The 22,029-nt window shown below is 64.9% G+C and carries 14 protein-coding genes; 8 read left to right on the top strand and 6 right to left on the bottom strand.

Annotation, left to right across the window (positions count from 1 at the left end):
* The first annotated feature begins 122 nt into the window (after positions 1–122).
* Positions 123–590 (top strand): Lrp/AsnC family transcriptional regulator, encoded by a 468-nt coding sequence (locus LB565_RS04915; RefSeq protein WP_224582049.1) that lies wholly within the window; start codon positions 123–125, stop codon positions 588–590.
* Positions 591–659: 69 nt separating this feature from the next.
* On the opposite strand, the gene LB565_RS04920 is transcribed toward LB565_RS04915, so the two are convergent.
* From LB565_RS04920 to aztA, 4 genes are all read right to left on the bottom strand, one after another.
* Entirely contained in the window at positions 660–998 is a 339-nt protein-coding gene (locus LB565_RS04920) for a TIGR01244 family sulfur transferase (protein ID WP_224582050.1), read from the bottom strand.
* Positions 999–1,145: 147 nt separating this feature from the next.
* Positions 1,146–2,087, bottom strand: coding sequence for a zinc ABC transporter substrate-binding protein AztC (aztC, locus tag LB565_RS04925; protein ID WP_224582051.1), 942 nt, complete (start codon positions 2,085–2,087; stop codon positions 1,146–1,148).
* A 31-nt stretch (positions 2,088–2,118) separates the two neighbouring features.
* Positions 2,119–2,991, bottom strand: a complete 873-nt coding sequence (aztB, locus tag LB565_RS04930) for a zinc ABC transporter permease AztB (RefSeq protein ID WP_224582277.1) — start codon at positions 2,989–2,991, stop codon at positions 2,119–2,121.
* The gene (gene aztA / locus LB565_RS04935; RefSeq protein ID WP_224582052.1) at positions 2,991–3,815 is read right to left on the bottom strand and encodes a zinc ABC transporter ATP-binding protein AztA; all 825 of its coding nucleotides are present in this window, start codon (positions 3,813–3,815) and stop codon (positions 2,991–2,993) included. The genes aztB and aztA overlap by 1 nt, the downstream gene beginning before the upstream one ends.
* Positions 3,816–4,036: 221 nt before the next feature.
* Between aztA and LB565_RS04940 the strand changes: the two genes are divergently transcribed.
* Positions 4,037–4,381: a RidA family protein gene (locus tag LB565_RS04940; protein WP_140697768.1), complete on the top strand. Its 345-nt coding sequence runs from the start codon at positions 4,037–4,039 to the stop codon at positions 4,379–4,381.
* Positions 4,382–4,520: 139 nt separating this feature from the next.
* Here the strand turns inward: LB565_RS04940 and hutC are convergent, their stop codons facing one another.
* Positions 4,521–5,267, bottom strand: coding sequence for a histidine utilization repressor (gene hutC, locus LB565_RS04945; protein ID WP_224582053.1), 747 nt, complete (start codon positions 5,265–5,267; stop codon positions 4,521–4,523).
* A 13-nt stretch (positions 5,268–5,280) separates the two neighbouring features.
* Positions 5,281–6,636 (bottom strand): formimidoylglutamate deiminase, encoded by a 1,356-nt coding sequence (locus LB565_RS04950; protein ID WP_224582054.1) that lies wholly within the window; start codon positions 6,634–6,636, stop codon positions 5,281–5,283.
* Between the two features lie 97 nt (positions 6,637–6,733).
* Here LB565_RS04950 and hutI point away from each other — a divergent pair, with 97 nt between their 5' ends.
* The 6 genes from hutI (at position 6,734) to LB565_RS04980 (ending at position 21,789) form a co-directional block, all read left to right on the top strand.
* Positions 6,734–7,963 (top strand): imidazolonepropionase, encoded by a 1,230-nt coding sequence (gene hutI, locus LB565_RS04955; RefSeq protein ID WP_224582055.1) that lies wholly within the window; start codon positions 6,734–6,736, stop codon positions 7,961–7,963.
* Positions 7,960–9,495, top strand: a complete 1,536-nt coding sequence (gene hutH, locus LB565_RS04960) for a histidine ammonia-lyase (RefSeq protein WP_224582056.1) — start codon at positions 7,960–7,962, stop codon at positions 9,493–9,495. Before hutI ends, hutH begins: the two co-directional genes overlap by 4 nt.
* Positions 9,496–9,715: 220 nt before the next feature.
* Positions 9,716–10,531, top strand: a complete 816-nt coding sequence (gene hutG, locus LB565_RS04965; protein ID WP_224582057.1) for an N-formylglutamate deformylase — start codon at positions 9,716–9,718, stop codon at positions 10,529–10,531.
* 31 nt (positions 10,532–10,562) lie between these two features.
* Complete coding sequence (gene hutU, locus LB565_RS04970; RefSeq protein ID WP_224582058.1) at positions 10,563–12,236, top strand: urocanate hydratase; 1,674 nt, start codon at positions 10,563–10,565, stop codon at positions 12,234–12,236.
* 115 nt (positions 12,237–12,351) lie between these two features.
* Entirely contained in the window at positions 12,352–12,939 is a 588-nt protein-coding gene (locus LB565_RS04975) for a HutD family protein (RefSeq protein ID WP_224582059.1), read from the top strand.
* A 270-nt stretch (positions 12,940–13,209) separates the two neighbouring features.
* Positions 13,210–21,789, top strand: a complete 8,580-nt coding sequence (locus LB565_RS04980; protein ID WP_224582060.1) for a GH36-type glycosyl hydrolase domain-containing protein — start codon at positions 13,210–13,212, stop codon at positions 21,787–21,789.
* The last annotated feature ends 240 nt before the right edge of the window (positions 21,790–22,029 follow it).

The following is a 22,029-nucleotide window of genomic DNA, read 5'->3' on the forward strand; positions in this document are numbered from 1 at the left end:
CTGTTGCGGCCAAGCTTGGCCATCTTTCGCCATAATAGCGCGGAGCAGCCGCACGGTGCTTGCATTCAACCGCCTGAAATGGTCATGATGTGCGCAAATTGTGCAGGAATGGAGGATTGCTCGTGGATGATACGCGTCTCGATCAATTTGACCGCAAGATAATGGCGCTTCTGCAGGATGATGCACGCTATACCAACAATGACCTTTCGGAGCGCGTGAACCTCTCGCCCTCGCAATGCTCGCGCCGCCGCCAGCGGCTGGAGGATGATGGCTACATCAAAGGATACCGCGCCGTGCTCGACCGCGATCGTCTGGGCTTTTCGCTGGTCAACGTCATCTCGGTGACTTTAGCCACCCACAACCGCGACAATGCCCGCCGCTTCGGCGAGCTGGTGGCCCGCCTGCCCGAAGTGCAGGAGGCGCACGCGCTGACCGGCGAGATGGATTACATCCTGAAGGTGGTGACACCCGACCTCAAGTCACTGTCCGAGTTCGTCAACGGCGTGCTCCTGCCGCACGAATCCGTGCAGCATGTGAAGACCGCGATCGTGCTGGAGACGCTCAAGGAAACCGCCGCGCTGCCGATCTAATTTACGATGAAGGGACGGAGGGGGCGCGGAGAATCGCCGGCCTGCCAGACTGACTGGCTTTCTAATCCGTCACCCCCGCTGCTGCTGGATCAGCCCATAAAGATTGGTGCAGCGCGCGCCTGAGCGGCAATAGGCGAAGACCGGGCCTTCCAACTCATCCAGCGCGGCGGCCTGATCCTCGACATTGTCCAGGGTGATCTGGCCGCTGATGACCGGGATGTAGCGGAAGCCGAGGCCGGCCGCCTCGGCCGCGGCCTGAACGCTCCCGGCCGAAGGCTGGCCGGGCTGTTCGTCGTCCGGCCGGTTGCAGATCACGCTTTTGAAGCCGGCGTCCTTGATGGCGGCGATATCCTCAGGTTGGATCTGGCCGGAGACCGAATAGTCGTCGCTGATCTGGCGGTATTCCATGGTGTCGTCCTCGCGATCTCTTTGACGGCAGTCTTGCCACTCCGGGAGAGGGGCGGCAATCCGCATTGAAGGAATTCCCTGCCAAATAGCGACGGCCGATCGAAAAATCCAACCGGGCCGATCCTGGTCCGGTTGGATGTTGGCCGCTCAGCTGCCGAGGATCGCGCCTTTGATCTGCGTGATGTTGTTGTGCATCATGTCGATATAGGTCGAGGCGGGGCCATCGGGCTGAGACAGCGCGTCCGAATAGAGCGTGCCGCCAACCTTGATGCCGGTCTCGCCGGCGATCTGCTCGATCAGCCGCGGATTGGTGATGTTTTCCACGAAGATCGCCGCCGCCTTGTCCTGCTTCACTTGGCTAACCAGCTTGGCGACATCGGCCGCCGACGGTTCGGAATCGGTCGAGATGCCCTGCGGCGCGAGGAAGGTCAGGCCGTATTCGTGCTCGAAATAGCCGAAGGCGTCATGCGAGGTGATGACGACGCGCTTGGCTTCGGGGATCGACTGGATCGCCGCCTTCACTTCGCCCTCCAGCGCATCGAGCTTGGTTGTGTAGGCGGCGGCGTTGGCCTTGTAGCTGTCGCAGCCCTCGCTGTCGGCCGTGCAGAACGCCTCGGCGATGTTCTTCACATAGATCTTGGCGTTGGCGATCGACTGGAAGGCGTGCGGATCGGTGACGGTCTTGCCGCCGCCTGTGCCAGCGCCTTCGGCGGCATCCGCTTCGGCGAATTCCGGCTTGAAGTCGATCGGCGTCACACCTTTGGTCAGCGTCACGATCGCAGCCTTGGTGGCGCTGGCATCGACCAGGCGCTGCAGGAAACCTTCGAAATGCAGGCCGTTGACCAGCACCACATCGGCTTTGGCCATCGCCACCGCGTCCGCCGGGCTCGGTTCATAGACATGCGCGTCGCCGTCCGGTCCGACAATGGTGGTGATGTTGACCCGGTCGCCGCCGACATTTTTCGCAAAGTCGGCAATGACGGTGAAGCTCGCCACCACTTTCAACGGCGCCGCGAACGCGGAGGAGGTTGCCAAAGCGCTTAATGTTATAACGCTCAACGCCAGCACGGCACGGATGGATTTCAGCATTAGGTCGGTCTCCTTGCTTTGGGAATTGGGATCAGGCGGTGCGGTGGCGGTGATGCACGATGCGTGCGCGCAGCACGCCGCGCGTGCCGAACAGGATCGAGCAGAAATAGACGACGCCGGCCGAAAGGATGATTGCCGGGCCGGAGGGCAGCGAGGCGTGGTAGGACAGAAGCAGTCCGGCAATGCAGGAGGCAAAGCCGATAAGCACGGCGAGCGCGCACATCGGTTCGACGCGCACCGTCCAGAAGCGGGCGGCGGCGGCAGGCAGCATCATCAGCCCGACCGAGAGCAGCGTGCCCAGCGCCTGGAAACCGCCGACCAGGTTGAGCACGACAAGGCCTAAGAAGATGAAATGCACCGGGCTGCCCATGCGGCTCACCGAGCGCAGGAACAGCGGGTCGAGGCACTCGGCGACAAGCGCGCGCCAGAAGATGGCGAGACAGGCGAGCGTCACTATCACGATGCCGCCGATCAGGATCAGCGCCTCATTGTTGAGCGCCAGCACCGTGCCGAACAGCACATGCATGAGATCGACGCTGGAGCCGCGGATCGACACCATCAGCACGCCGACGGCAAGCGAGATGAGATAGAAGGCCGCCATCGACGCGTCCTCGCGCTGGATGGTGAAGCGAGAGACGGCGCCAGCGCCGAGCGCGACGATGATGCCGGCGATCAGCCCGCCGACGGTCATAGGCAGGATTTCGAGCCCATAGAGCAGGAAGCCGGCGGCGGCGCCCGGCAGGATGGCATGCGCCATCGCGTCGCCGGACAGGCTCATGCGCCTGAGCATCAGGAAGACGCCGACCGGGCAGGCGCCGAGCGACAGCATCAGCGAGCCGAACAGCGCCCGTTGCATGAAGGCGAAATCGGCAAAGGGCGCGATGAACAGGCCGTAGAGATCCATCACGCCGCCCTCGGTCCGGAGCCATGCTGACGGTCATGGTGGTGATCATGCGCGTGATCGGGGTGCGCGTGATCATGGCCATGGTCGTGATCGTCCGGCTCGCACCACGGCGCGTTTTCTTCCCACGCCTCGTGGAAGCGCCTTGCCTTGAGCAGATTTTCCGGCCGCAGCGTTTCCTTGGTGTCGCCCCAGGCGACGGGCTGGCGGGCAAGCAGCAGCGTCTCCGGGAAATTCTGCCGCACCAGGTCGAGGTCGTGAATCACGACCATGATCGTGCGCTCCTCGCCATGCCAGCGATTTATCAACTGGATGAGATCGCCCACCGTCTTGGAGTCGACCGCGTTGAACGGCTCGTCGAGCAGGATGAGGTCGGCGTCCTGCAACAGCACGCGGGCAAACAGCGTGCGCTGCAATTGTCCACCGGACAGCGTGTCGATCGGCCGCTTCTCGAAGCCGCCGAGCCCGACCGCCATCAGCGCCTTGCTGACGGATTCTCGGTCCTCTTTGGTGTAGCGCCCGAGCATGCCGCGCTTTGGCCATAGGCCGAGCGAGACCAGATCGACGACGCGCGCCGGAAAGGAGCGGTCGAGCTCCGACTGCTGGGGCAGATAGGCCGTGCGGACGCCCGGCATGCGGACCACCGCGCCTTCCATAGGCTTCAGAACGCCGACAATGCCCTTCATCAGCGTCGACTTGCCCGAGCCGTTGGCGCCCACCACGGCGGTCAGCGAGCCTTTGCGGACGATGCCGTTGAGATGATGGATCGCCGGATGGCTGCCGTAGCCAAGCGTCAGGTCGCGGAAGGTCAGGCAGGCATTGGTCATCAGACAGTCGGTCCGCGAAATCGAGTGGGTCGTCGATATGTGATGTTATTACATTAGTCAATATGGCGATCCGGCGGAATTGTGTCATGCCGGTCAACTCGCCGTGTAGGCGGATGGGCAGAGATCAGACATTTGGCTCAATTGGTTTCGTGGCCGCCGGCCTTGCTCCAGGCCGGCACGGACTCTAAAGAGCAGCGACTCCCACAACGAAGGAACCTCCAATGAGCATTCGTCGCATCGATGTCGGCCCGCGCATGAGCCAGATCGTCATCCACGGCAACACCGTCTATCTGGCCGGCCAGGTCGGCGAGCCCGGCGGCAACGTCGCTTCGCAGACCCGCGACATCCTTAAGACCATCGACGAATTGCTGGCCAAGGCCGGCACCGACAAGACCAAGATCGTCCAGGCGATCATCTGGCTGGCCGACATGGGCACCTTCGCCGAAATGAATTCGGAATGGGACAAGTGGGTGCCGCAAGGCCACACCCCGGCGCGCGCCACCGGCGAAGCCAAGCTCGCCGCTCCGGAATATCTGGTCGAGATTATTGTCACGGCGGCAATCTGAGGCGGCACTCCCCCCTCATCCGGCCGCTTCGCGGCCACCTTCTCCCCGGTGGGGAGAAGAGATTTGCGCCGGCGCTGACCGTTTCCTCTCCCCTTGGGGAGAGGTCAGCCGAGCAGAGCGGAGGCTGGGTGAGGGGGAGTCACCCCTGCGAAGGCGTGAATCGCGCCACCAGCGTATGGCTCTCCGCCGGATAGACAAACCGTACATGGGTCACCGGATACTCGGCGCTCCAGGTGCGGCGTTCGACCACCAGGCAGGGCGCGCCCGCGTCGATGTCGAGCGCATCGGCGATTGCTTCGTCCGCGGCCATGGCGCGGATGCGGTGCTCGGCCTCGCTCCACGGCACGCGGCCGATCAGCCAAGGGCCCGGCGCGATCTCGAGAAATTCCTCCTCGGCAGCCTCGGCAACTGCTGAAAGATTGATCAGGCGCTGCTCTAGCGCGAACGGCCGTTCGCCGGCAAAATGCAGGCCCTCCAGCGCGAGCACCGGACCTGATTGGGAAAGCCCGAGCAGCGCGCGGTCCTCGGCGCCGCTGCGCCGTTTGAGGCGCTCGAGCCGCTCATAGCGATAGGGCAGGCCGAGCGCCTCGACCTCGATCCTGATGTCGTGCAGCTCCAGCACCGCCGCCTGCGACTGCGGCTGGCGCACGAAACTGCCGGAGCGGCGGCGGCGTTCGATCAGTCCGGCCTTGGCGAGCTGCGACAGCGCCTTGTTCACCGTCATGCGCGAGCAATTATATTGAGCCGTCAACTCGTGCTCGAAGGGGATGCGATGTCCAGGCACCCAGGCGCCCGACAGGATCTTTTCGCGGATATCCGACAGAATGCGTTGATGCAGCGAGAGGATCTCGCCGCCTTCGATGTCATCTATCTCGACAAGGCTCATCGGATGTTCCTGTTTAGCCCTGCGACAATGCGGTCATGACTTCGCGGAACCGCTTGGCAACCGCCTCGCGCTTGGCATGTCTGCCGCCGCTGACCTGCTTCTTGCCATGCACCCACACGCAATCGACCTTGCTGCCATTGGCAAAAATCCAGGCGTCGAGGACCGCGTCGCCCGCCTTGCCGGCAAGCGAAGGATGGCCGCCGTCGAGCGAGACGAGATCGGCAGGGCCGCCGGCGGCAATCCGCGACTGGCCGGCGCCGAGCGCCTGGCTGCCGCCGTCGAACGAGGCGTCGAACAGGGCGCGCCCCGTCGAGCCGCCGGCGCGGGCCAGCACGTTGCGCGCACGGTGGGCGAGGCGCTGCGAATATTCGAGCTGCCTCAGCTCGTCCGGCAGGCCGATCAGCACATTGGAATCGGAACCGACGCCGAAGCGTCCGCCATGCTCGATGAAGAGTGGGGCCGCGAAAGTGCCGTCGCCGAGATTGGCTTCGGTGATCGGACAGAGCCCGGCAACCGCGCCGCTCTTCGCCATCGCGACCGTCTCGGCCTCGGTCATATGCGTGGCGTGGATCAGGCACCAGCGTTTGTCCACGGACGCCTGGCTAAGCAGGAACTCCACCGGACGCTTGCCCGACCAGGCGACGCAGTCCTCGACCTCCTTCATCTGTTCGGCGACATGGATATGGATCGGTCCGTCCGGCGCCATCGCGGCGACCGCATTGAGTTCGTCCGGCGTTGCGGCGCGCAGGCTGTGCGGCGCGACGCCGACGACGGCCTGTTCCAGTGTGCGAACGCCCTCTTGGGCTTTCTCAAGCAGACGTCCGAAGCGCTCGACATCATTGATGAATCGCCGCTGGCCTTCGTTGGGAGCGGCGCCCCCGAAGGCGGAATGGGCATAGAAGACCGGCAGCAGTGTCAGGCCGATGCCCGCGTCTGCGGCGGCAGCCGCGATCCGCTCGGCCATTTCGGCGATATTGGCGTAAGGCTGTCCGTCGCGATCATGGTGGAGGTAGTGGAACTCTCCGACGCGCGAAAAGCCGGCCTCCAGCATTTCGACATAGAGCTGTGATGCGACTGCCTCGACCTGGTCCGGCGTCATCGACAGCGCGAAGCGGTACATCACCTCGCGCCAGCTCCAGAAACTGTCGGCCGAAGGGCCGCGCAATTCGGCCAAACCCGCCATGCCGCGCTGGAAGGCGTGGCTGTGCAAATTGGGCATGCCCGGCAGGACGATGACATGGCGTTCGTCGCCGGACCGAGCGGCAGCGCCGGTCTCGACCTTCGAGATGCGGCCATCCTCGAAGGCGATGCTGACATTGCTTTGCCAGCCCTCCGGCAGAAGCGCCTGTTCCGCAAAGATCGCCGTCACGTCCATCTCCGAATCTGAATGCCCATGCGACATTATCGCTTGCGTCGCGTCCCAATATGTATATACATAATCGCCATCCAAGCAAATGGAAAAGATGATGGGTGGAGCAAACGGGAAGAGCGGTCATCGGGTCTGGCGCAATGCGCGCCTGGCGACCATGGCCGAGGGCTCGGCCGGTCTCGGTATCGTCGAAAAAGGCGCGATCGCCGCGTGCGACGGGCTTATTCTCTATGCCGGCGCCGAGGCCGACATGCCGGCTTCGGTCGGGCAGGGCGCCGAGACGGCCGATTGCTCTGGACGCTGGATCACGCCAGGCCTGATCGACTGCCATACCCATCTTGTCTATGCCGGCAACCGCGCCAACGAGTTCGAGATGCGTCTGGCCGGCGCCACTTATGAAGAAGTGGCGCGCGCCGGCGGCGGCATCGTTTCCTCAGTCAAGTCGCTGCGCGCCGCAAGCGAGGACGAGCTTGTCGCTGAGACGCTGCCGCGGCTCGACGCGCTGATCGCCGAAGGCGTCACCACGGTCGAGATCAAGTCCGGCTACGGCCTCGATGCCGAGAATGAGAAAAAGTCGCTGCGCGCCGCCCGCCGTCTGGCCAGCGAACGCCCCGTCACGGTCCGCACGACATGCCTTGCCGCGCACGCGCTGCCGCCGGAAGCCAAGGCCGACAAGGACGCCTTCATCGATCTCGTCGCCGGCACGATCTTGCCGCAAGTCGCCGCCGAAAAACTCGCCGACGCAGTCGACGGCTTTTGCGAGGGCATCGCCTTCTCGCCGGGGCAAATGGCGCGCGTGTTCGACAAGGCGACGGCGCTCGGCCTGCCCGTAAAACTCCACGCCGACCAGCTTTCCAACCTGCATGGTGCGGAGCTTGCCGCCCGCTATGGCGCCTTGTCGGCCGACCATCTCGAATATACGGACGAGGAGGGAGCCGCCGCGATAGCCAAGGCCGGCACCGTGGCGACCATCCTGCCCGGCGCCTACTACTTCATCCGCGAGACGAAGAAGCCGCCGGTCGATCTCTTCCGCCGCCACGGCGTGAAGATGGCTGTCGCCACCGACTCCAATCCCGGCACTTCGCCGCTCACCTCACTGCTGCTCACCATGAACATGGCCGCGACGCTGTTTGGCATGACTGTCGACGAATGCCTCGCCGGCATCACCCGCGAAGCCGCGCGCGCGCTGGGCTTGCTCGAACAAACCGGCACGCTGGAAGCCGGCAAATCGGCCGATCTCGCCATCTGGGACATCGAGCGCCCGGCCGAACTCGTCTACCGCATGGGCTTCAACCCGCTCCATGCCCGCATCTGGAGAGGACAATGACCGAACTTACCCTGACGCCCGGCAACGCCACGCTTGCCGACTGGCGCGCCATCTATCGCGGCGCCGTGCCGAAGCTCGACGATGCCTGCCGGCCGAAGATCAAGGCCAGCGCCGAGGCGGTCGCCCGCATCCTCGCCAAGGGCGAGCCGGTCTATGGCATCAACACCGGCTTCGGTAAGCTCGCCAGTGTCCGCATCCCGGCAAACGACCTCGAAACGCTCCAGCGCAACATCGTGCTCTCGCATGCCGCCGGCGTCGGCGAGCCGATGCCGGTCGCCGTGGTGCGGCTGATGATGGCGCTGAAGCTCGCCAGCCTTGCTCAGGGCGCTTCCGGCGTGCGCGCCGAGACCATCGACCTGCTGCAAGGGATGCTCGCCAACGACGTCATTCCGGTTGTGCCGGCGCAAGGCTCGGTCGGCGCTTCCGGCGACCTCGCGCCGCTTTCGCATATGACCGCCGTCATGATCGGCGTTGGCGAATGCTTTACCCCGCATGGCCGGTTCCCGGCCAAGGTCGCCTTCGTCTCGCATGGGCTGGAGCCGGTGACATTAGGCGCCAAGGAGGGTCTCGCGCTGCTCAACGGCACGCAATTCTCGACCGCCTTCGCGCTGGCCGGCCTGTTCGAGGCCGAGGTGCTTTACCAGTCGGCTCTGGTCGCCGGCGCCTTGTCGACCGACGCCGCCAAGGGCTCCGACGCCCCCTTCGACCCGCGCATCCATCTGTTGCGCAAGCATCGCGGCCAGATCGAGACGGCGGACGCGCTGCGCAACCTGATGGCCGGCAGCGCCATTCGTGAATCGCACCGTGTCGGCGACGAGCGCGTGCAGGATCCATACTGCCTGCGCTGCCAGCCGCAGGTGATGGGCGCCGCCCTCGACGTGCTGCGCAAGGCCGCCGATACGCTCGAGACCGAAGCCAACGGTGTCACCGACAATCCGCTGATTTTCGCCGAGGACGACACCGCGCTTTCAGGCGGCAATTTCCACGCCGAGCCGGTGGCCTTCGCCGCGGACATGATCGCGCTTGCGGTTTGCGAGATCGGCTCGCTGTCGGAGCGTCGCATCGCCATGCTGGTGGACCCGGCGCTGTCCGGCATGCCGGCCTTCCTGACGCCGAAGCCCGGTCTGAACTCCGGTTTCATGATCCCGCAGGTGACGGCAGCGGCGCTCGTTTCCGAAAACAAGCAGAAGGCCTATCCGGCGAGCGTCGATTCCATTCCGACCTCGGCCAACCAGGAAGATCATGTCTCGATGGCGGCGCACGGCGCGCGCCGGCTGCTCGGCATGATCGAGAATGCGACCGCCGTCATCGGCATCGAATTGCTGGCCGCCGCGCAAGGCTGCGATTTTCACGCGCCGCTTGCGTCCAGCGAAGCACTGGAGGCGGTGCGCAGGCTGGTGCGAGCCGAAGTCCCGCATCTCGACAATGACCGCCATTTCCATCCCGACATGGAAAAGGCGATCGCCATGGTCCGCAGCGGCGCCGCGGTGAAGGCGGCGGGCGGCGTGAAGCTGCCGGGCATCGCGTCGTGAGGCTTCACGCTATGAGAGATCGAGTTCCTTCGCGCCCCCCTCTGGCCTGCCGGCCATCTCCCCCTCTAGGGGGGAGATCAGCAGCGTCTTTGGCGCCGCTCTTCCTTCAATGCAGGCGATTGGCGAAGGCCGGCGCGATAGCCAATCTCCCCCCAAGAGGGGGAGATGCCCGGCAGGGCAGAGGGGGGTGCCGTAGAGCTCCAGCTTGCGGAGGTCTCACATGAACCCGTCCTGGCTCACCGTCACCCAGGGCACAGCGCCGCTGCTGGTCTCGATCCCGCACACCGGCATCGACCTTGCCGGCCTCGACAGCCGCCTGGTCTCGACTTGGCTGGGGCAGCGCGATTGCGACTGGTGGATCGACAAGCTCTATAATTTCGCCGCCGACCTCGGCGCCACGGTCATCCACACCGCCATCTCGCGCACCGTTATCGACGTCAATCGCGACCCGTCTGGCGTCTCGCTCTATCCCGGGCAGGCGACGACAACCCTTTGCCCGACGGAAACTTTTGACGGCGACCCGCTATACCGCATCGGCGAGGAGCCGACGCCGGCTGAGATCGACCAGCGCCGCGAGACTTATTTCGAGCCTTATCACGCCGCCCTGCAGGCCGAGATCGACCGGCTGCGCGGCATGCATGACAAGATCGTGCTCTACGATTGCCATTCGATCCGTTCGGTGCTGCCGCGCCTGTTCGAAGGCACGCTGCCGGTCTTCAATCTTGGCACCAATGACGGCAAGAGCACGGATCCCTTGCTGCAGGAGAAAGTGGCCGCCATCCTCGCCGCGACCGGCGAGAGCTGGGTGGTCAACGGCCGCTTCCAGGGCGGCTGGATCACCCGCAGCTTCGGTCAGCCTCAAAACGGCGTCCACGCTCTCCAGATGGAGCTCTCCAACCGCGGCTACATGCGCGAGCCGGCCGCGAAGGGCTCGCCGGAAAATTGGCCGGTGCCTTACGATGCCACCTATGCGGCGCCGATCCGCGCCACGCTGAAAACAATCCTCGAAACCGCCATCGACTGGGCTGGGCGCTGACCCGCGCCGCCCGCCTTGCCTGAAAGGGACAATGATGACCGATCCTCGTCACAACATACGTGAAGTGCGCGCCCCGCGCGGCGACAAGCTCAACGCCCGTTACTGGACGACGGAAGCGCCGCTGCGCATGTTGATGAACAATCTCGACCCGGAGGTCGCCGAGAACCCGAACGAGCTCGTCGTCTATGGCGGCATCGGTAGGGCGGCGCGCACCTGGAACGATTTCGACCGCATCGTCGCTTCGCTGAAGACGCTGGGCGAGGACGAGACGTTGCTGGTGCAGTCGGGCAAGCCGGTCGGCGTCTTCAAGACCCATCCCAACGCGCCGCGCGTGCTCATCGCCAACTCCAACATCGTGCCGCATTGGGCAACCTGGGAGAAGTTCAACGAGCTCGATAGGAAGGGCCTGATGATGTACGGCCAGATGACGGCCGGCTCCTGGATCTATATCGGCACACAGGGCATCGTGCAGGGCACCTACGAGACCTTCGTCGAGGCCGGCCGCCAGCACTATAACGGCGACCTCAAGGGCAAGTGGATCCTGACCGGTGGCCTCGGCGGCATGGGTGGCGCCCAGCCCTTGGCAGCCGTCATGGCCGGCGCTTCCTGCCTCGCGGTCGAGTGCAATCCGGACTCGATCGATTTTCGCCTGCGCACCCGCTATCTCGACGAGAAGGCCGAGACGCTCGACGAAGCGATGGAGATGATTAATCGCTGGACCAAGGCCGGCGAAGCAAAATCGGTCGGACTGCTCGGCAACGCCGCCGAGATCGTGCCGGAGATGTTCAGGCGCGGCATCCGCCCCGACATCCTCACCGACCAGACCTCGGCGCATGACCCGATCAACGGCTATCTGCCCAAGGGCTGGACGATGGCCGAGTGGCGCGAGAAGCGCATCTCGGATCAGAAAGCCGTCGAAAAGGCCGCCCGGGCCTCGATGCGCGAGCATGTCGAGGCGATGGTGGCATTCTGGAACGCCGGCGTGCCGACGCTCGACTACGGCAACAACATCCGCCAGGTCGCCAAGGACGAGGGTTTTGAGAACGCCTTCGCCTTCCCGGGCTTCGTGCCGGCTTATATCCGGCCGCTGTTTTGCCGCGGCATCGGTCCGTTCCGCTGGGCCGCGCTCTCGGGCGATCCGGAAGATATCTACAAGACCGACGCCAAGGTGCGCGAGCTCACCCCCGGCAACACCCATCTGCACAATTGGCTCGACATGGCGCGCAAGCGCATCTCCTTCCAGGGCCTGCCGGCGCGCATCTGCTGGGTTGGCCTCGGCGACCGCCACCGGCTCGGTCTTGCCTTCAACGAGATGGTCGCCAAGGGCGAGCTCAAGGCACCGGTCGTCATCGGCCGCGACCATCTCGATTCCGGCTCTGTCGCCTCGCCGAACCGCGAGACCGAAGCAATGAAGGATGGCTCCGACGCCATTTCCGACTGGCCGTTGCTCAACGCGCTGCTCAACACCGCGTCCGGCGCCACCTGGGTGTCGCTGCACCATGGCGGCGGCGTCGGGATGGGTTTTTCCCAGCATGCCGGCATGGTGATCGTCGCCGACGGCACGCCCGAGGCGGCAAAGCGCTTGGAGCGTGTGCTGTGGAACGACCCGGCGACCGGCGTCATGCGCCATGCCGATGCCGGCTACGATATCGCCATCCAGTGCGCCAAGGAGCACCAGCTGAACCTGCCGGGCATCCTGGGCTGAGCATGATGCCGAAAAGTGTGAAGCGGTTTTCGGGCAACATCATGCTCCTAACCAAAAAGACAGAGCCGGATGATTTCAGGTCGAATCGACTTGAAATCGTCCGGGTCTGAGCCAAATGCGCATCCTTCGTGCCGCCGATTACCGCGCCATGCCGTGGAAGAATGGCGGCGGCACGACCACCGAAATCACCGTTTCGCCCGACGGCGCCGGGCTCGACGATTTCGACTGGCGCATCTCCATGGCCCGCGTCGAGACCAGCGGGCCGTTCTCAAGCTTCGCAGGCATAGACCGGACATTGTCGGTGCTGGAAGGCGAGGGGATTGTCCTCGACGTCGCCGGCCGGCCGCCGGTGCGGCTGACAACGGCTTCGGCGCCGCTCGCCTTTCCGGGCGACATACCCACCGGAGCGGCGCTGATCGGCGGTCCAATCACCGATCTCAACGTCATGACCCGCCGTGGCCGCATGGCCCATGAGGTCGAGCGCCGGTCTTTCAGCGTCGAGATTCGGATCGCGCCGCGCGCCGACACTACGCTCGTTCTTGCCGTCGGCGCCGGTGCCACGCTCTTCACGGACGATGCGCCGAGCCTTGGACCGCTCGACACGCTGATCCTCGACCGCGACAGTCCGGAATTGCGGCTTCAGCCCACGGGCCAGGGCCTGCTTTTCGTGGTCGGGCTCCACCGCCTCCCCGCCAACCATTAACGGCTGTTGCCAAACATGATCGCGGCTCGGGCGAATTATCGACCGGCCCCTTGCATGTATCACGAAAAAGCCCGAATCCTTGCCCTGATCCAACCAGGGGCGGAGAGCGAGGGGCGTTCGCCCACGAGCTGTCGAAAGGGCACGCCCCGGTTGTGGTGCGCAAAACAAACTTTCGGCCGATCAGTGATGCAACCAATTGCAATTGAACCGGTTTTAGGGCCATTGCCGTGGCGGTGACGCCGCATTGCGCCCCCGCTTACGGAATTTTCGATGAACATTCAGACCAATCCCAACAAGATCGAACAGACAAGCGCCGGCTTCCCGGCGGCGACGGACGCGCCGATACGCTCCAATTTCCTGCCAGAGGACCGGCTGCGCGCCTTGGGCGTCGCGCTCGCCAAGGGCGAGGTCAAGGAATTGTTCGGCCTCGCTCCGTTCGAATTCCAGGCCCGCATCCGCGACAGCGCCAAGAAGATTCTCGAAGTCTACCGCTCGACCAATGCCGCGCAAGCCAAGGGCGAGACCATCACGCCGGCCGCGCAATGGCTGCTCGACAACAATTACCTGGTCGAGGAGACCATCTTCCAGGTCAAGCGCGACCTGCCGCGCCGCTTCTACCGGCAGCTGCCGACGCTCACTCTCGGCGACGGCACGGTGCTGCCACGCGCCTTCGTCGTCGCCTGGAGCTATGTCGAGCATTCCGACAGCTCTGTCTCAGCCAGCATGTTCAAGGCTATCGTCGAGGGCTTCCAGTCGGTCGAGCCGATGAAGATCGGCGAGCTCTGGGCGCTGCCGTCGCTGCTGCGCTTCGTGCTGATCGAGAATCTGCGCCGCATCGCCGTGCGCGTCGAGCGCACTAGGCAGATGCGCCAGACCGCCAACGAGGTCGCCGACCGGGTTCTGGCGACCGACGACAATGCCGACCGCACCAGGATTCTGTCCAACTACAGCGCGCATGCGCAGGACACCACTTTCGCCACCCAACTGCTCTACCGCCTGCGCGACGGGTCGCAGAACGCCGGCCGCGCGCTGGAATGGCTGGAAGGCGAGCTCGAAAAGACCGGCTCCGATGCCGAGGAGATCATCATCTCCGAGCATCAGACGCTGTCCTCGGGCAATGTCACCACCGGCAACATCATCCGCGGTCTGCGCCTCATCAACGACGTCGACTGGACGGTCTGGTTCGAGGGCGTCAGCCGCATCGACACGCTGCTGCGTGAAAAGACCGATTTCGCCAACCTCGATTTCTTCTCGCGCGACCAGTACCGCACTGCGATCGAACAGCTGGCGCGCCGCTCGCATCTCTCCGAGTACCGCGTCGCCGAAAAGGCGATCGAGCTTGCCGGCCACACGCCCGGCCTCACCGATGCGTCCGGCGTGCCGGAAACAGCGGACCCGGCCGTGCACACCGATGTCGGCTTCTTCCTGGTCGGCCCGCGCCGGCAGGAGCTGGAAAAGGCGATTGACTACCGGCCGCCCTTCTATGTGACCTTCAAGCGAGGCTTTGCCAGCGCCGGCTGGCTGGGCATTGTCGTGCCGGTCTTCCTGTTGACGGTGCTGCTGCTGGTGCTGTCGGGCAAAGCGCTCGTCAATCTCGGCCTGTCGGTGGAATCGATCACGCTGATGCTGGCGCTGTTCGCCGTGCCCGCCAGCGAGGGCGCGCTGGCCTTCTTCAACACCGTGGTAGCGCTGTTCCTCAAGCCGACCCGGCTTGTCGGCTACGACTACAACAAACACGGCATACCGGCCGAGTCGCGCACGATGGTCGTGGTTCCGTCACTGATCGGCTCGCGCGACGATGTCGAGGAAAACATCCGCAACATCGAGGTGCATCACCTCGCCAACACGGCCGAGGAAATCCATTTCGCGCTGTTGTCCGACTGGCCGGACTCCAAGACCGAGATCGACGCCGCCGATATCGAGATCCTGCAATATGCCCGCGACGAGATCGCCAGGCTCAATGCGCGCTATCCGTCGGAAGGCTCGCCGCGCTTCTACCTCCTGCACCGCCGCCGGCTCTACAACCAGGCGCAGGGCTGCTGGATGGGCTGGGAGCGCAAGCGCGGCAAGCTGCATGAGCTGAACCTTCTTTTGCGCGGCGACAGCGACACCACCTTCCTGCCGCTCGACGTGCCGCTGCCGGAAAAGGTCGTCTATGTGATGACGCTCGACGCCGACACGCGCACCACGCGCGATGCGGTTTCAAGTCTGGTCGGCAAGCTCGCCCATCCGCTCAACCGTCCGCATTTCGATCCGGTCAAGCACGTCGTCACAGCCGGCTACACCATCCTGCAGCCGCGCATCACGGCTTCGCTCACCAGCGGCGACGATGCCTCCTTCTTCCAGCGCGTCTTCTCGGCCAATCGCGGCCTCGACCCCTATGTGTTCGCCGTCTCCGATGTCTATCAGGACGTCTTCGGCGACGGGTCCTTCACCGGCAAGGGCCTTTACCACGTCGACGCCTTCGAGGCGGCGCTGAAGAACCGCATCGACGAAAACACCATCCTAAGCCACGATCTGCTCGAAGGCGCGCTTGCGCGCGCCGCGCTGGTCACCGATGTCGAGCTGGTCGAGGATTATCCGACCCGCTACTCGGTCGACGCCTCGCGCCACCATCGCTGGGCGCGCGGTGACTGGCAGCTGCTCGGCCATATCTTCGATCCGCGCTCCGGCGTGCCTGCGCTGTCGCGCTGGAAGATGGTCGACAATCTGCGCCGCTCGGTCACCCCGATCTTCTGGGTCATGGCCTGCGTCGCCGGCTGGACGCTGCTGCCCTTCACCCAGGCGGCGCAGTGGCAGGCTCTTATGATCCTCAGCCTGTTCATGGCGCCGACCTTCGACATCGTGAACGGCATCCTGCCGAAGAGCGGCGACCAGACCCCGCGTGGCCACTTCTCCGCTTTGGCCCGCGACACCGTGTTCGGCACAGCACTCGTGGCGCTGAAGGTGCTTCTGATGGCGCATCTCGCCTGGATGATGGGCGATGCCATCATCCGAACCATCTACCGGCTATTCGTCAGCCGGCAAAATCTTCTGGAATGGCGCACCGCCTCGCAAGCCGCCAAGGGCGGCAACGATCTCGGCGCCTATTACGGCATGATGTACGGCGCGGTGATCATCGGCGTCGTCGGCCTCGCGATTCCCGTGCTGGCCGATTCCACCGGCGCCTTCGTCGCCTTCTTCTTCGCCATCTTCTGGATCGCTTCGCCCGCCGTCGCCTGCTGGATCAGCCGCTCGGCCGAGACCGAGGACAGGCTGCGCATCTCGAGCGCCGACATCCACGCGTTGCGCACCTTCGCGCGCCGCACCTGGCACTATTTCGAGACCTTCGTGACGGCCGAGCAGCATCACCTGCCGCCGGACAATTTCCAGGAGAGCCCGGCGCCGGTGGTGGCACCGCGCACCTCGCCGACCAATATCGGCGTCTATCTGCTTTCGGTGGTGTCGGCGCGCGATTTCGGCTGGATCAGCCTGTCGGACGCCATCACCCGCATCGACGCCACGATGACGACGATCGAGAACATGCCGCGCGATCGCGGTCATCTCTACAACTGGTACGATACGACGACACTGAAGCCGCTCTATCCGCTCTACATCTCCGCGGTCGACAGCGGCAATCTCGCCGGACATCTGGTCGCGGTGGCGGCGTCCTGCGCCGAATGGGCGGAAGCGCCGTCCGTGCATCTGCAGGGCGATTTCGAAGGCATCATCGACACCGTCACCATTCTCGACGAAAGCCTGGACGAGCTGCCGGACGATCGCCGGCAGTTGCGGCCGCTGCGCCAGCGCCTGGCCGATCGCCTCGACGGCATGCGCCGCGCCGTTGCGACCATCAAGGCGCAGCCTGAGATGGCATCGATCCGCACCATCAACCTTGCCGTGCTCGCGGGTGAGATCCGCAAGCTCGCCACCGCCATCCACACCGAGGCGGCCTCGCCGAAAAGCGATGTCATCGCCGACTGGGCGGCCAGGCTGGAGGCGACCTGCGAGGCGCATGTGCACGATTCGCACAATGACGAGAGCGCCGTCGCGGCTCTGCGCGCCAAGCTGCTGGCTCTGCGCGAACGCTGCCGCCGCTATGCCTTCGAGATGGATTTCTCCTTCCTGATGCGCCAGGAGCGCAAGCTGCTCTCGATCGGCTACCGCGTCGAGGACCGCCAGCTCGACGAGAGCTGCTATGACCTTCTCGCCTCCGAGGCGCGGCTCACCAGCCTGTTCGCCATCGCCAAGGGCGACCTGCCGACCGAACATTGGTTCCGTCTGGGACGGCCGATCGTCGAGATCGGCTTCCAGGGCGCGCTGATGTCCTGGTCGGGCTCGATGTTCGAGTATCTGATGCCGCCGCTGGTGATGAAGGAGCCGCAGGGCTCGATCCTCAACCAGACCAGCAAGCTCATCATCAAGCGACAGATCCAGTATGCGCGTTCCAAGAACGTGCCGTGGGGCATTTCGGAAGCGGCCTACAATGCCCGCGACCGCGAACTCACCTATCAATACACCAATTTCGGCGTGCCCGGCCTCGGCCTGAAGCGCGGTCTTGGCCAGAACACCGTGATTGCGCCTTATGCGACGATCCTGGCCGCGCAGTTCAGCCCGCGCGAGGCGGTGCAGAACCTGCAGCGGCTGCGCTCGATCGGCGCGCTTGGCCGTCACGGCTTCTACGACGCCGTCGATTTCACCCCGCAGCGCGTGCCCGAAGGCGCCGACCACGCCGTGGTGCAGAACTACATGGCGCACCATTCCGGCATGTCGATCGCAGCGGTCGCCGACGCCATTTTCGAGGGCCGGCTGCGCGAGCGTTTCCACAGCGATCCGGTGATCGAGTCGGCCGAGCTTCTCTTGCAGGAGAAGGCGCCCCGCGACATTCCGACCGCGACCGTCAGGACGGAAGCCGACGAGCGCTCCAAGGACGCGGCCGAGACGGAGAGCCCGGACAGCCGCATCATCCTCGACCCGATCAAGGCGCTGCGGGCGACGAACGTCATGTCCAATGGCCGCTATTCGGTCATGGTCACCGCGACCGGCTCCGGCTACAGCCGCTTCGGCGAACTTGCCGTGACCCGCTGGCAGCCGGATCCGAGCGAGGATCGCCTCGGCTCCTACATCTTCCTGCGCGACACCGCGACCGGCGACTGGTGGTCGGCCACGGCCGAGCCGAAGCGCGCCGAGGGCGAGCGCGTGCAGACGCTGTTTGCCGACGACAAGGCGAGCTTCACCAAATCGGTCGGCTCGCTGCGTTCCGAGGTCGAATGCATCGTCATTTCCGAGGGCAATGGCGAAGGCCGCCGCATCACTCTCTATAATGACGGCGCCACCGATCGGCATATCGAGGTGACGTCCTTCGCCGAGCTGGTGCTTGGCAACGAGGTCTCGGACAACGCCCATCCGGCGTTTTCCAAGATGTTCGTCGAAACCGAGATCGCGCAGAACAACGGCGCGATCTTCGCCACGCGGCGCAAGCGCGACAACAACGACCCCGACCTCACCATGGTGCATTTCGTCACCGATCCGTCGGGCCCGTCGCGCGACGCCGAGGCCGAGACCGACCGGCGCGCCTTCATCGGCCGCGGCCGCACCATCGCCGACGCCATCGCCTTCGACCCCGGCGTCAGGCTTTCCGGCAGCCAGGGCTTTACGCTCGACCCAGTGGCGGCGCTGCGCCGCCAGGTGCGCGTGCCGGCCAACAAGAAGATCTCGCTGACCTTCTGGACCGCCGTCGGCGCCCATCGCGGCGAGCTCGACGAGGCGATCGCCCGGCTAGACCACCAGGAAAGCTTCGCCCGCCAGGCCATGCTTGCCTGGACGCGCAGCCAGGTGCAGACACGCCATATGGGGCTCAGCCTCACCGACGCGGCCAATGTGCAGAAGCTGGCGCGCTACCTGATCTATCCCGATCCGTTCCTGCGCCTGCCGGCCGAATCCATCGCCTCGGGCCTCGGCCGCCAGTCGAGCCTGTGGCCGACCAGCATCTCGGGCGATTTCCCGATCTTCCTCGTGCGCATCGGCGACGTCGCCGATCTCGAGATCGTCGCCCAGGCGCTGCGCTTCCAGGAATATATGCGGGCGCGGGGCATGATGATCGACTTCGTCGTCGTCAACGAGCAGGCCTCGTCCTATGTGCAGGACCTGCAGCGCGCCGTGGAGACGCTGTGCGAGAACAGCCGCCTGCGCGGCCGCGAGCTCGGGCCTCGCCAGCACATCTTCGCCGTCCGTCGCGACCTGATGGACGAGCCGACCTACAAGACCTTGCTGTCGGTCGCGCGTGTCGTTCTGCATACCCGCAACGGCACGATCTTCGACCAACTGGAACGCGCCGAAACGGCGGCCCTCCAGGCTCGCGATGCCTTGCTGCAGGCGGAGGGCGGCTCGCCGCGCGAACCTGTTCCGCCGCTGCCCTTGCCGGTGCCGGCAAGTCGGGATGGAGGCGACATCGCCGCCGATGGCAGCGGTCTGCGCCTGTGGAACGGTTTTGGCGGCTTCGACGGCGACGGCCGCCACTATGTGACGCGGCTGACCGGGCGGCGATCGACGCCGCAGCCCTGGATCAATGTCATCTCCAACGCCTCCTTCGGCTTCCACGTCTCGGCGGAAGGCGCCGGTTTCACCTGGAGCCGCAACAGCCGCGACTACCAGCTGACGCCGTGGTCGAACGACCCGGTGTCGAACCGGCCGGGCGAAGGCTTCTATGTTTTCGACCAGTTGAGCGGCAAGGCCTTCTCGCCGATGGCCGCGATGGTGCGCGATCCGTCGATGACCTATGAGACCTGGCACGGCCAGGGCTTTTCCACTTTCCGCTCCAAGCGCGGTTCGCTCTCGATGGACCTGACGCAGGTGGTCGATCCGACCGATCCGGTGAAGATCACGCGGCTGCGCATCCAGAATGCCGGCCCGGCGCCGGCGCGGCTGCGCATTTACGCCTATGTCGAATGGGTGCTGGGCGGCCATCGCTCGCGCACGGCGGCGACCATCGTGCCGTCGCGCGACGCCGCCACCGGCGCCATGCTGGCGCAGAACCCCTATGGTCTGGATTTCGGCGAGCGGGTTGCCTTCCTGGCGGCCAGCCATCCTGTCCATTCGGTGACCGCCGACCGCAGCGAGTTCATCGGCAGGCACGGCACGACCGAATACCCGCAGGCCGTGCTTGGCGGGCTTGCGCTTTCGGGCCGTATCGAGGCCGGCGACGACCCTTGCGCGGTTGTCGCCAGCGATATCGACATTCCGGCCGGCGGCGACGTCACGCTGCTCTGGCTGCTTGGCGACGCGGCCACGCCCGCCGAGGCAAGCGCGCTGGTGCAGACCCATCGCGGCAAGGATTTCGATCAGCGCCTGGCCGACAACGAAAAGACCTGGCGCGGCTTTCTCGACACCATCCAGGTCGAGACGCCGGACGAGGCGATGAACGCCATGGTCAACCACTGGCTGCCTTACCAGAGCCTGGCCTGCCGCATCCGCGCCCGCTCGGCCTTCTACCAGGCGAGCGGGGCCTTCGGCTTCCGCGATCAGTTGCAGGACACGCTGTCCCTTCTGGCGCACGATCCGAAGCTGGCGCGCGACCAGATCCTGAACGCGGCACGCCGGCAATTCCCGGAAGGCGACGTGCAGCATTGGTGGCTGCCACGCACCGATGCCGGAGTGCGCACCATGATCTCGGATGACGTCGTCTGGCTGGCGCATGCGACGGCCCGCTACATCGAGGTGACCGGAGATACCGGCATCCTCAAGGAGCAGTTGCCCTTCATCGACGGCCAGCAGCTCGGCGAGGGCGAGCATGACGCTTTCTTCACGCCGGAGATCACCAAGAACACCGCGCCGCTCTATGACCATTGCGCGCGGGCGCTCGATCTCGCGATCAAGCGCAGTAGCCCTGCCGGTTTGCCGCTGATCCTCGGCGGCGACTGGAACGACGGCATGAACCGTGTCGGTGAGGGCGGCAAGGGCGAAAGCGTGTGGCTGGGCTGGTTCCTGTTGAAGACGCTCACCGACTTTGCGCCTGTCGCCAAGGGGCAGGGCGACACCAAGCGGGCGCAGGCCTGGACCAAGCATGCGGAGGCGCTGAAGCGGGCCCTGGAAAGCACCGCCTGGGACGGCCAATGGTACCGGCGCGGCAGCTTCGACGACGGCACGCCGCTCGGCTCGCACAATTCGGACGAGTGCAGGATCGACTCGATCGCCCAGTCCTGGAGCGTGCTGTCGGGCGAGGGCGATCCTGCCCGTTCGACGACGGCCATGGAACAGGCGACCAATATACTGGTCGATGACGAGCTCAAGATCGTCAAGCTGTTCACGCCGCCCTTCTCGAAGAGCGAGAAGGATCCCGGCTATATCAAGAGCTATCCGCCGGGCGTGCGCGAGAATGGCGGCCAATACACCCACGCCGCGACCTGGTTCGTCATCGCGCTGGCTGAAATGGGCCGCACCGACGAGGCTTATCGCTGCTTCTCGATGTTGAACCCGGTCAACCACGCCTCGGACGAGGCGGCGGCCGAGCACTATCGCGTCGAACCCTATGTCGTGGCCGCCGATATCTATGCCGGCGAAGGCAAGGGCGGCCGCGGCGGCTGGACCTGGTACACGGGCTCGGCCGGCTGGCTTTACCGCGCCGCGGTGGAGGGCATTCTCGGTATCGAGCGGCGCGGCAAGGAGATCACGTTTAGGCCGAAGCTGCCCGGACACTGGGACGGCTACGCCGCGACGCTCAAGATGTTTGACGGCGAGATCAAGCTTCGCGTCATCCGCGACAAAAAGACCAAGTCGATCTCGCTAGAAGTCGATGGTTCGAAGAAAAAATCGGCCTCTTTCGAGCCGAAAGCCGGCGACAAGACCGAGGTCCTCGTCAGGATACCTGCGTAAAATCAAAGGTTTGGCTCGTCGGCCGCGCATCCTTCGGGGTGCGCGGCCGATCGCTGTTTTTTACTTGGCGCGGCTTTCGGGTCCGACCGCTCGCCTTCCTTTAGGGCTGGCTAAGCAAGCGGCTTGTGATTAAAAATGTGGCAGCGCGAGGCAGGTGCCATTATTTTGCCGCAAGCCTGACATTTCACCTTTTATCTCAAACCGTTAGGTGATCACGTCAGATTTCGTACCGTCGTCATC

Source organism: Mesorhizobium sp. CA14 (assembly GCF_020165195.1).
GTDB lineage: Bacteria > Pseudomonadota > Alphaproteobacteria > Rhizobiales > Rhizobiaceae > Mesorhizobium.

Excerpts from the sequence above, each read along its gene's own strand:
- LB565_RS04920 (WP_224582050.1), bottom strand. The coding sequence starts at position 998 with ATGGAATACCGCCAGATCAGCGACGACTATTCGGTCTCCGGCCAGATC.
- aztC (WP_224582051.1), bottom strand. The coding sequence starts at position 2,087 with ATGCTGAAATCCATCCGTGCCGTGCTGGCGTTGAGCGTTATAACATTA.
- aztB (WP_224582277.1), bottom strand. The coding sequence starts at position 2,991 with ATGGATCTCTACGGCCTGTTCATCGCGCCCTTTGCCGATTTCGCCTTC.
- aztA (WP_224582052.1), bottom strand. The coding sequence starts at position 3,815 with ATGACCAATGCCTGCCTGACCTTCCGCGACCTGACGCTTGGCTACGGC.
- LB565_RS04940 (WP_140697768.1), top strand. The coding sequence starts at position 4,037 with ATGAGCATTCGTCGCATCGATGTCGGCCCGCGCATGAGCCAGATCGTC.
- hutC (WP_224582053.1), bottom strand. The coding sequence starts at position 5,267 with ATGAGCCTTGTCGAGATAGATGACATCGAAGGCGGCGAGATCCTCTCG.
- hutI (WP_224582055.1), top strand. The coding sequence starts at position 6,734 with ATGGGTGGAGCAAACGGGAAGAGCGGTCATCGGGTCTGGCGCAATGCG.
- hutH (WP_224582056.1), top strand. The coding sequence starts at position 7,960 with ATGACCGAACTTACCCTGACGCCCGGCAACGCCACGCTTGCCGACTGG.
- hutG (WP_224582057.1), top strand. The coding sequence starts at position 9,716 with ATGAACCCGTCCTGGCTCACCGTCACCCAGGGCACAGCGCCGCTGCTG.
- hutU (WP_224582058.1), top strand. The coding sequence starts at position 10,563 with ATGATGACCGATCCTCGTCACAACATACGTGAAGTGCGCGCCCCGCGC.
- LB565_RS04975 (WP_224582059.1), top strand. The coding sequence starts at position 12,352 with ATGCGCATCCTTCGTGCCGCCGATTACCGCGCCATGCCGTGGAAGAAT.
- LB565_RS04980 (WP_224582060.1), top strand. The coding sequence starts at position 13,210 with ATGAACATTCAGACCAATCCCAACAAGATCGAACAGACAAGCGCCGGC.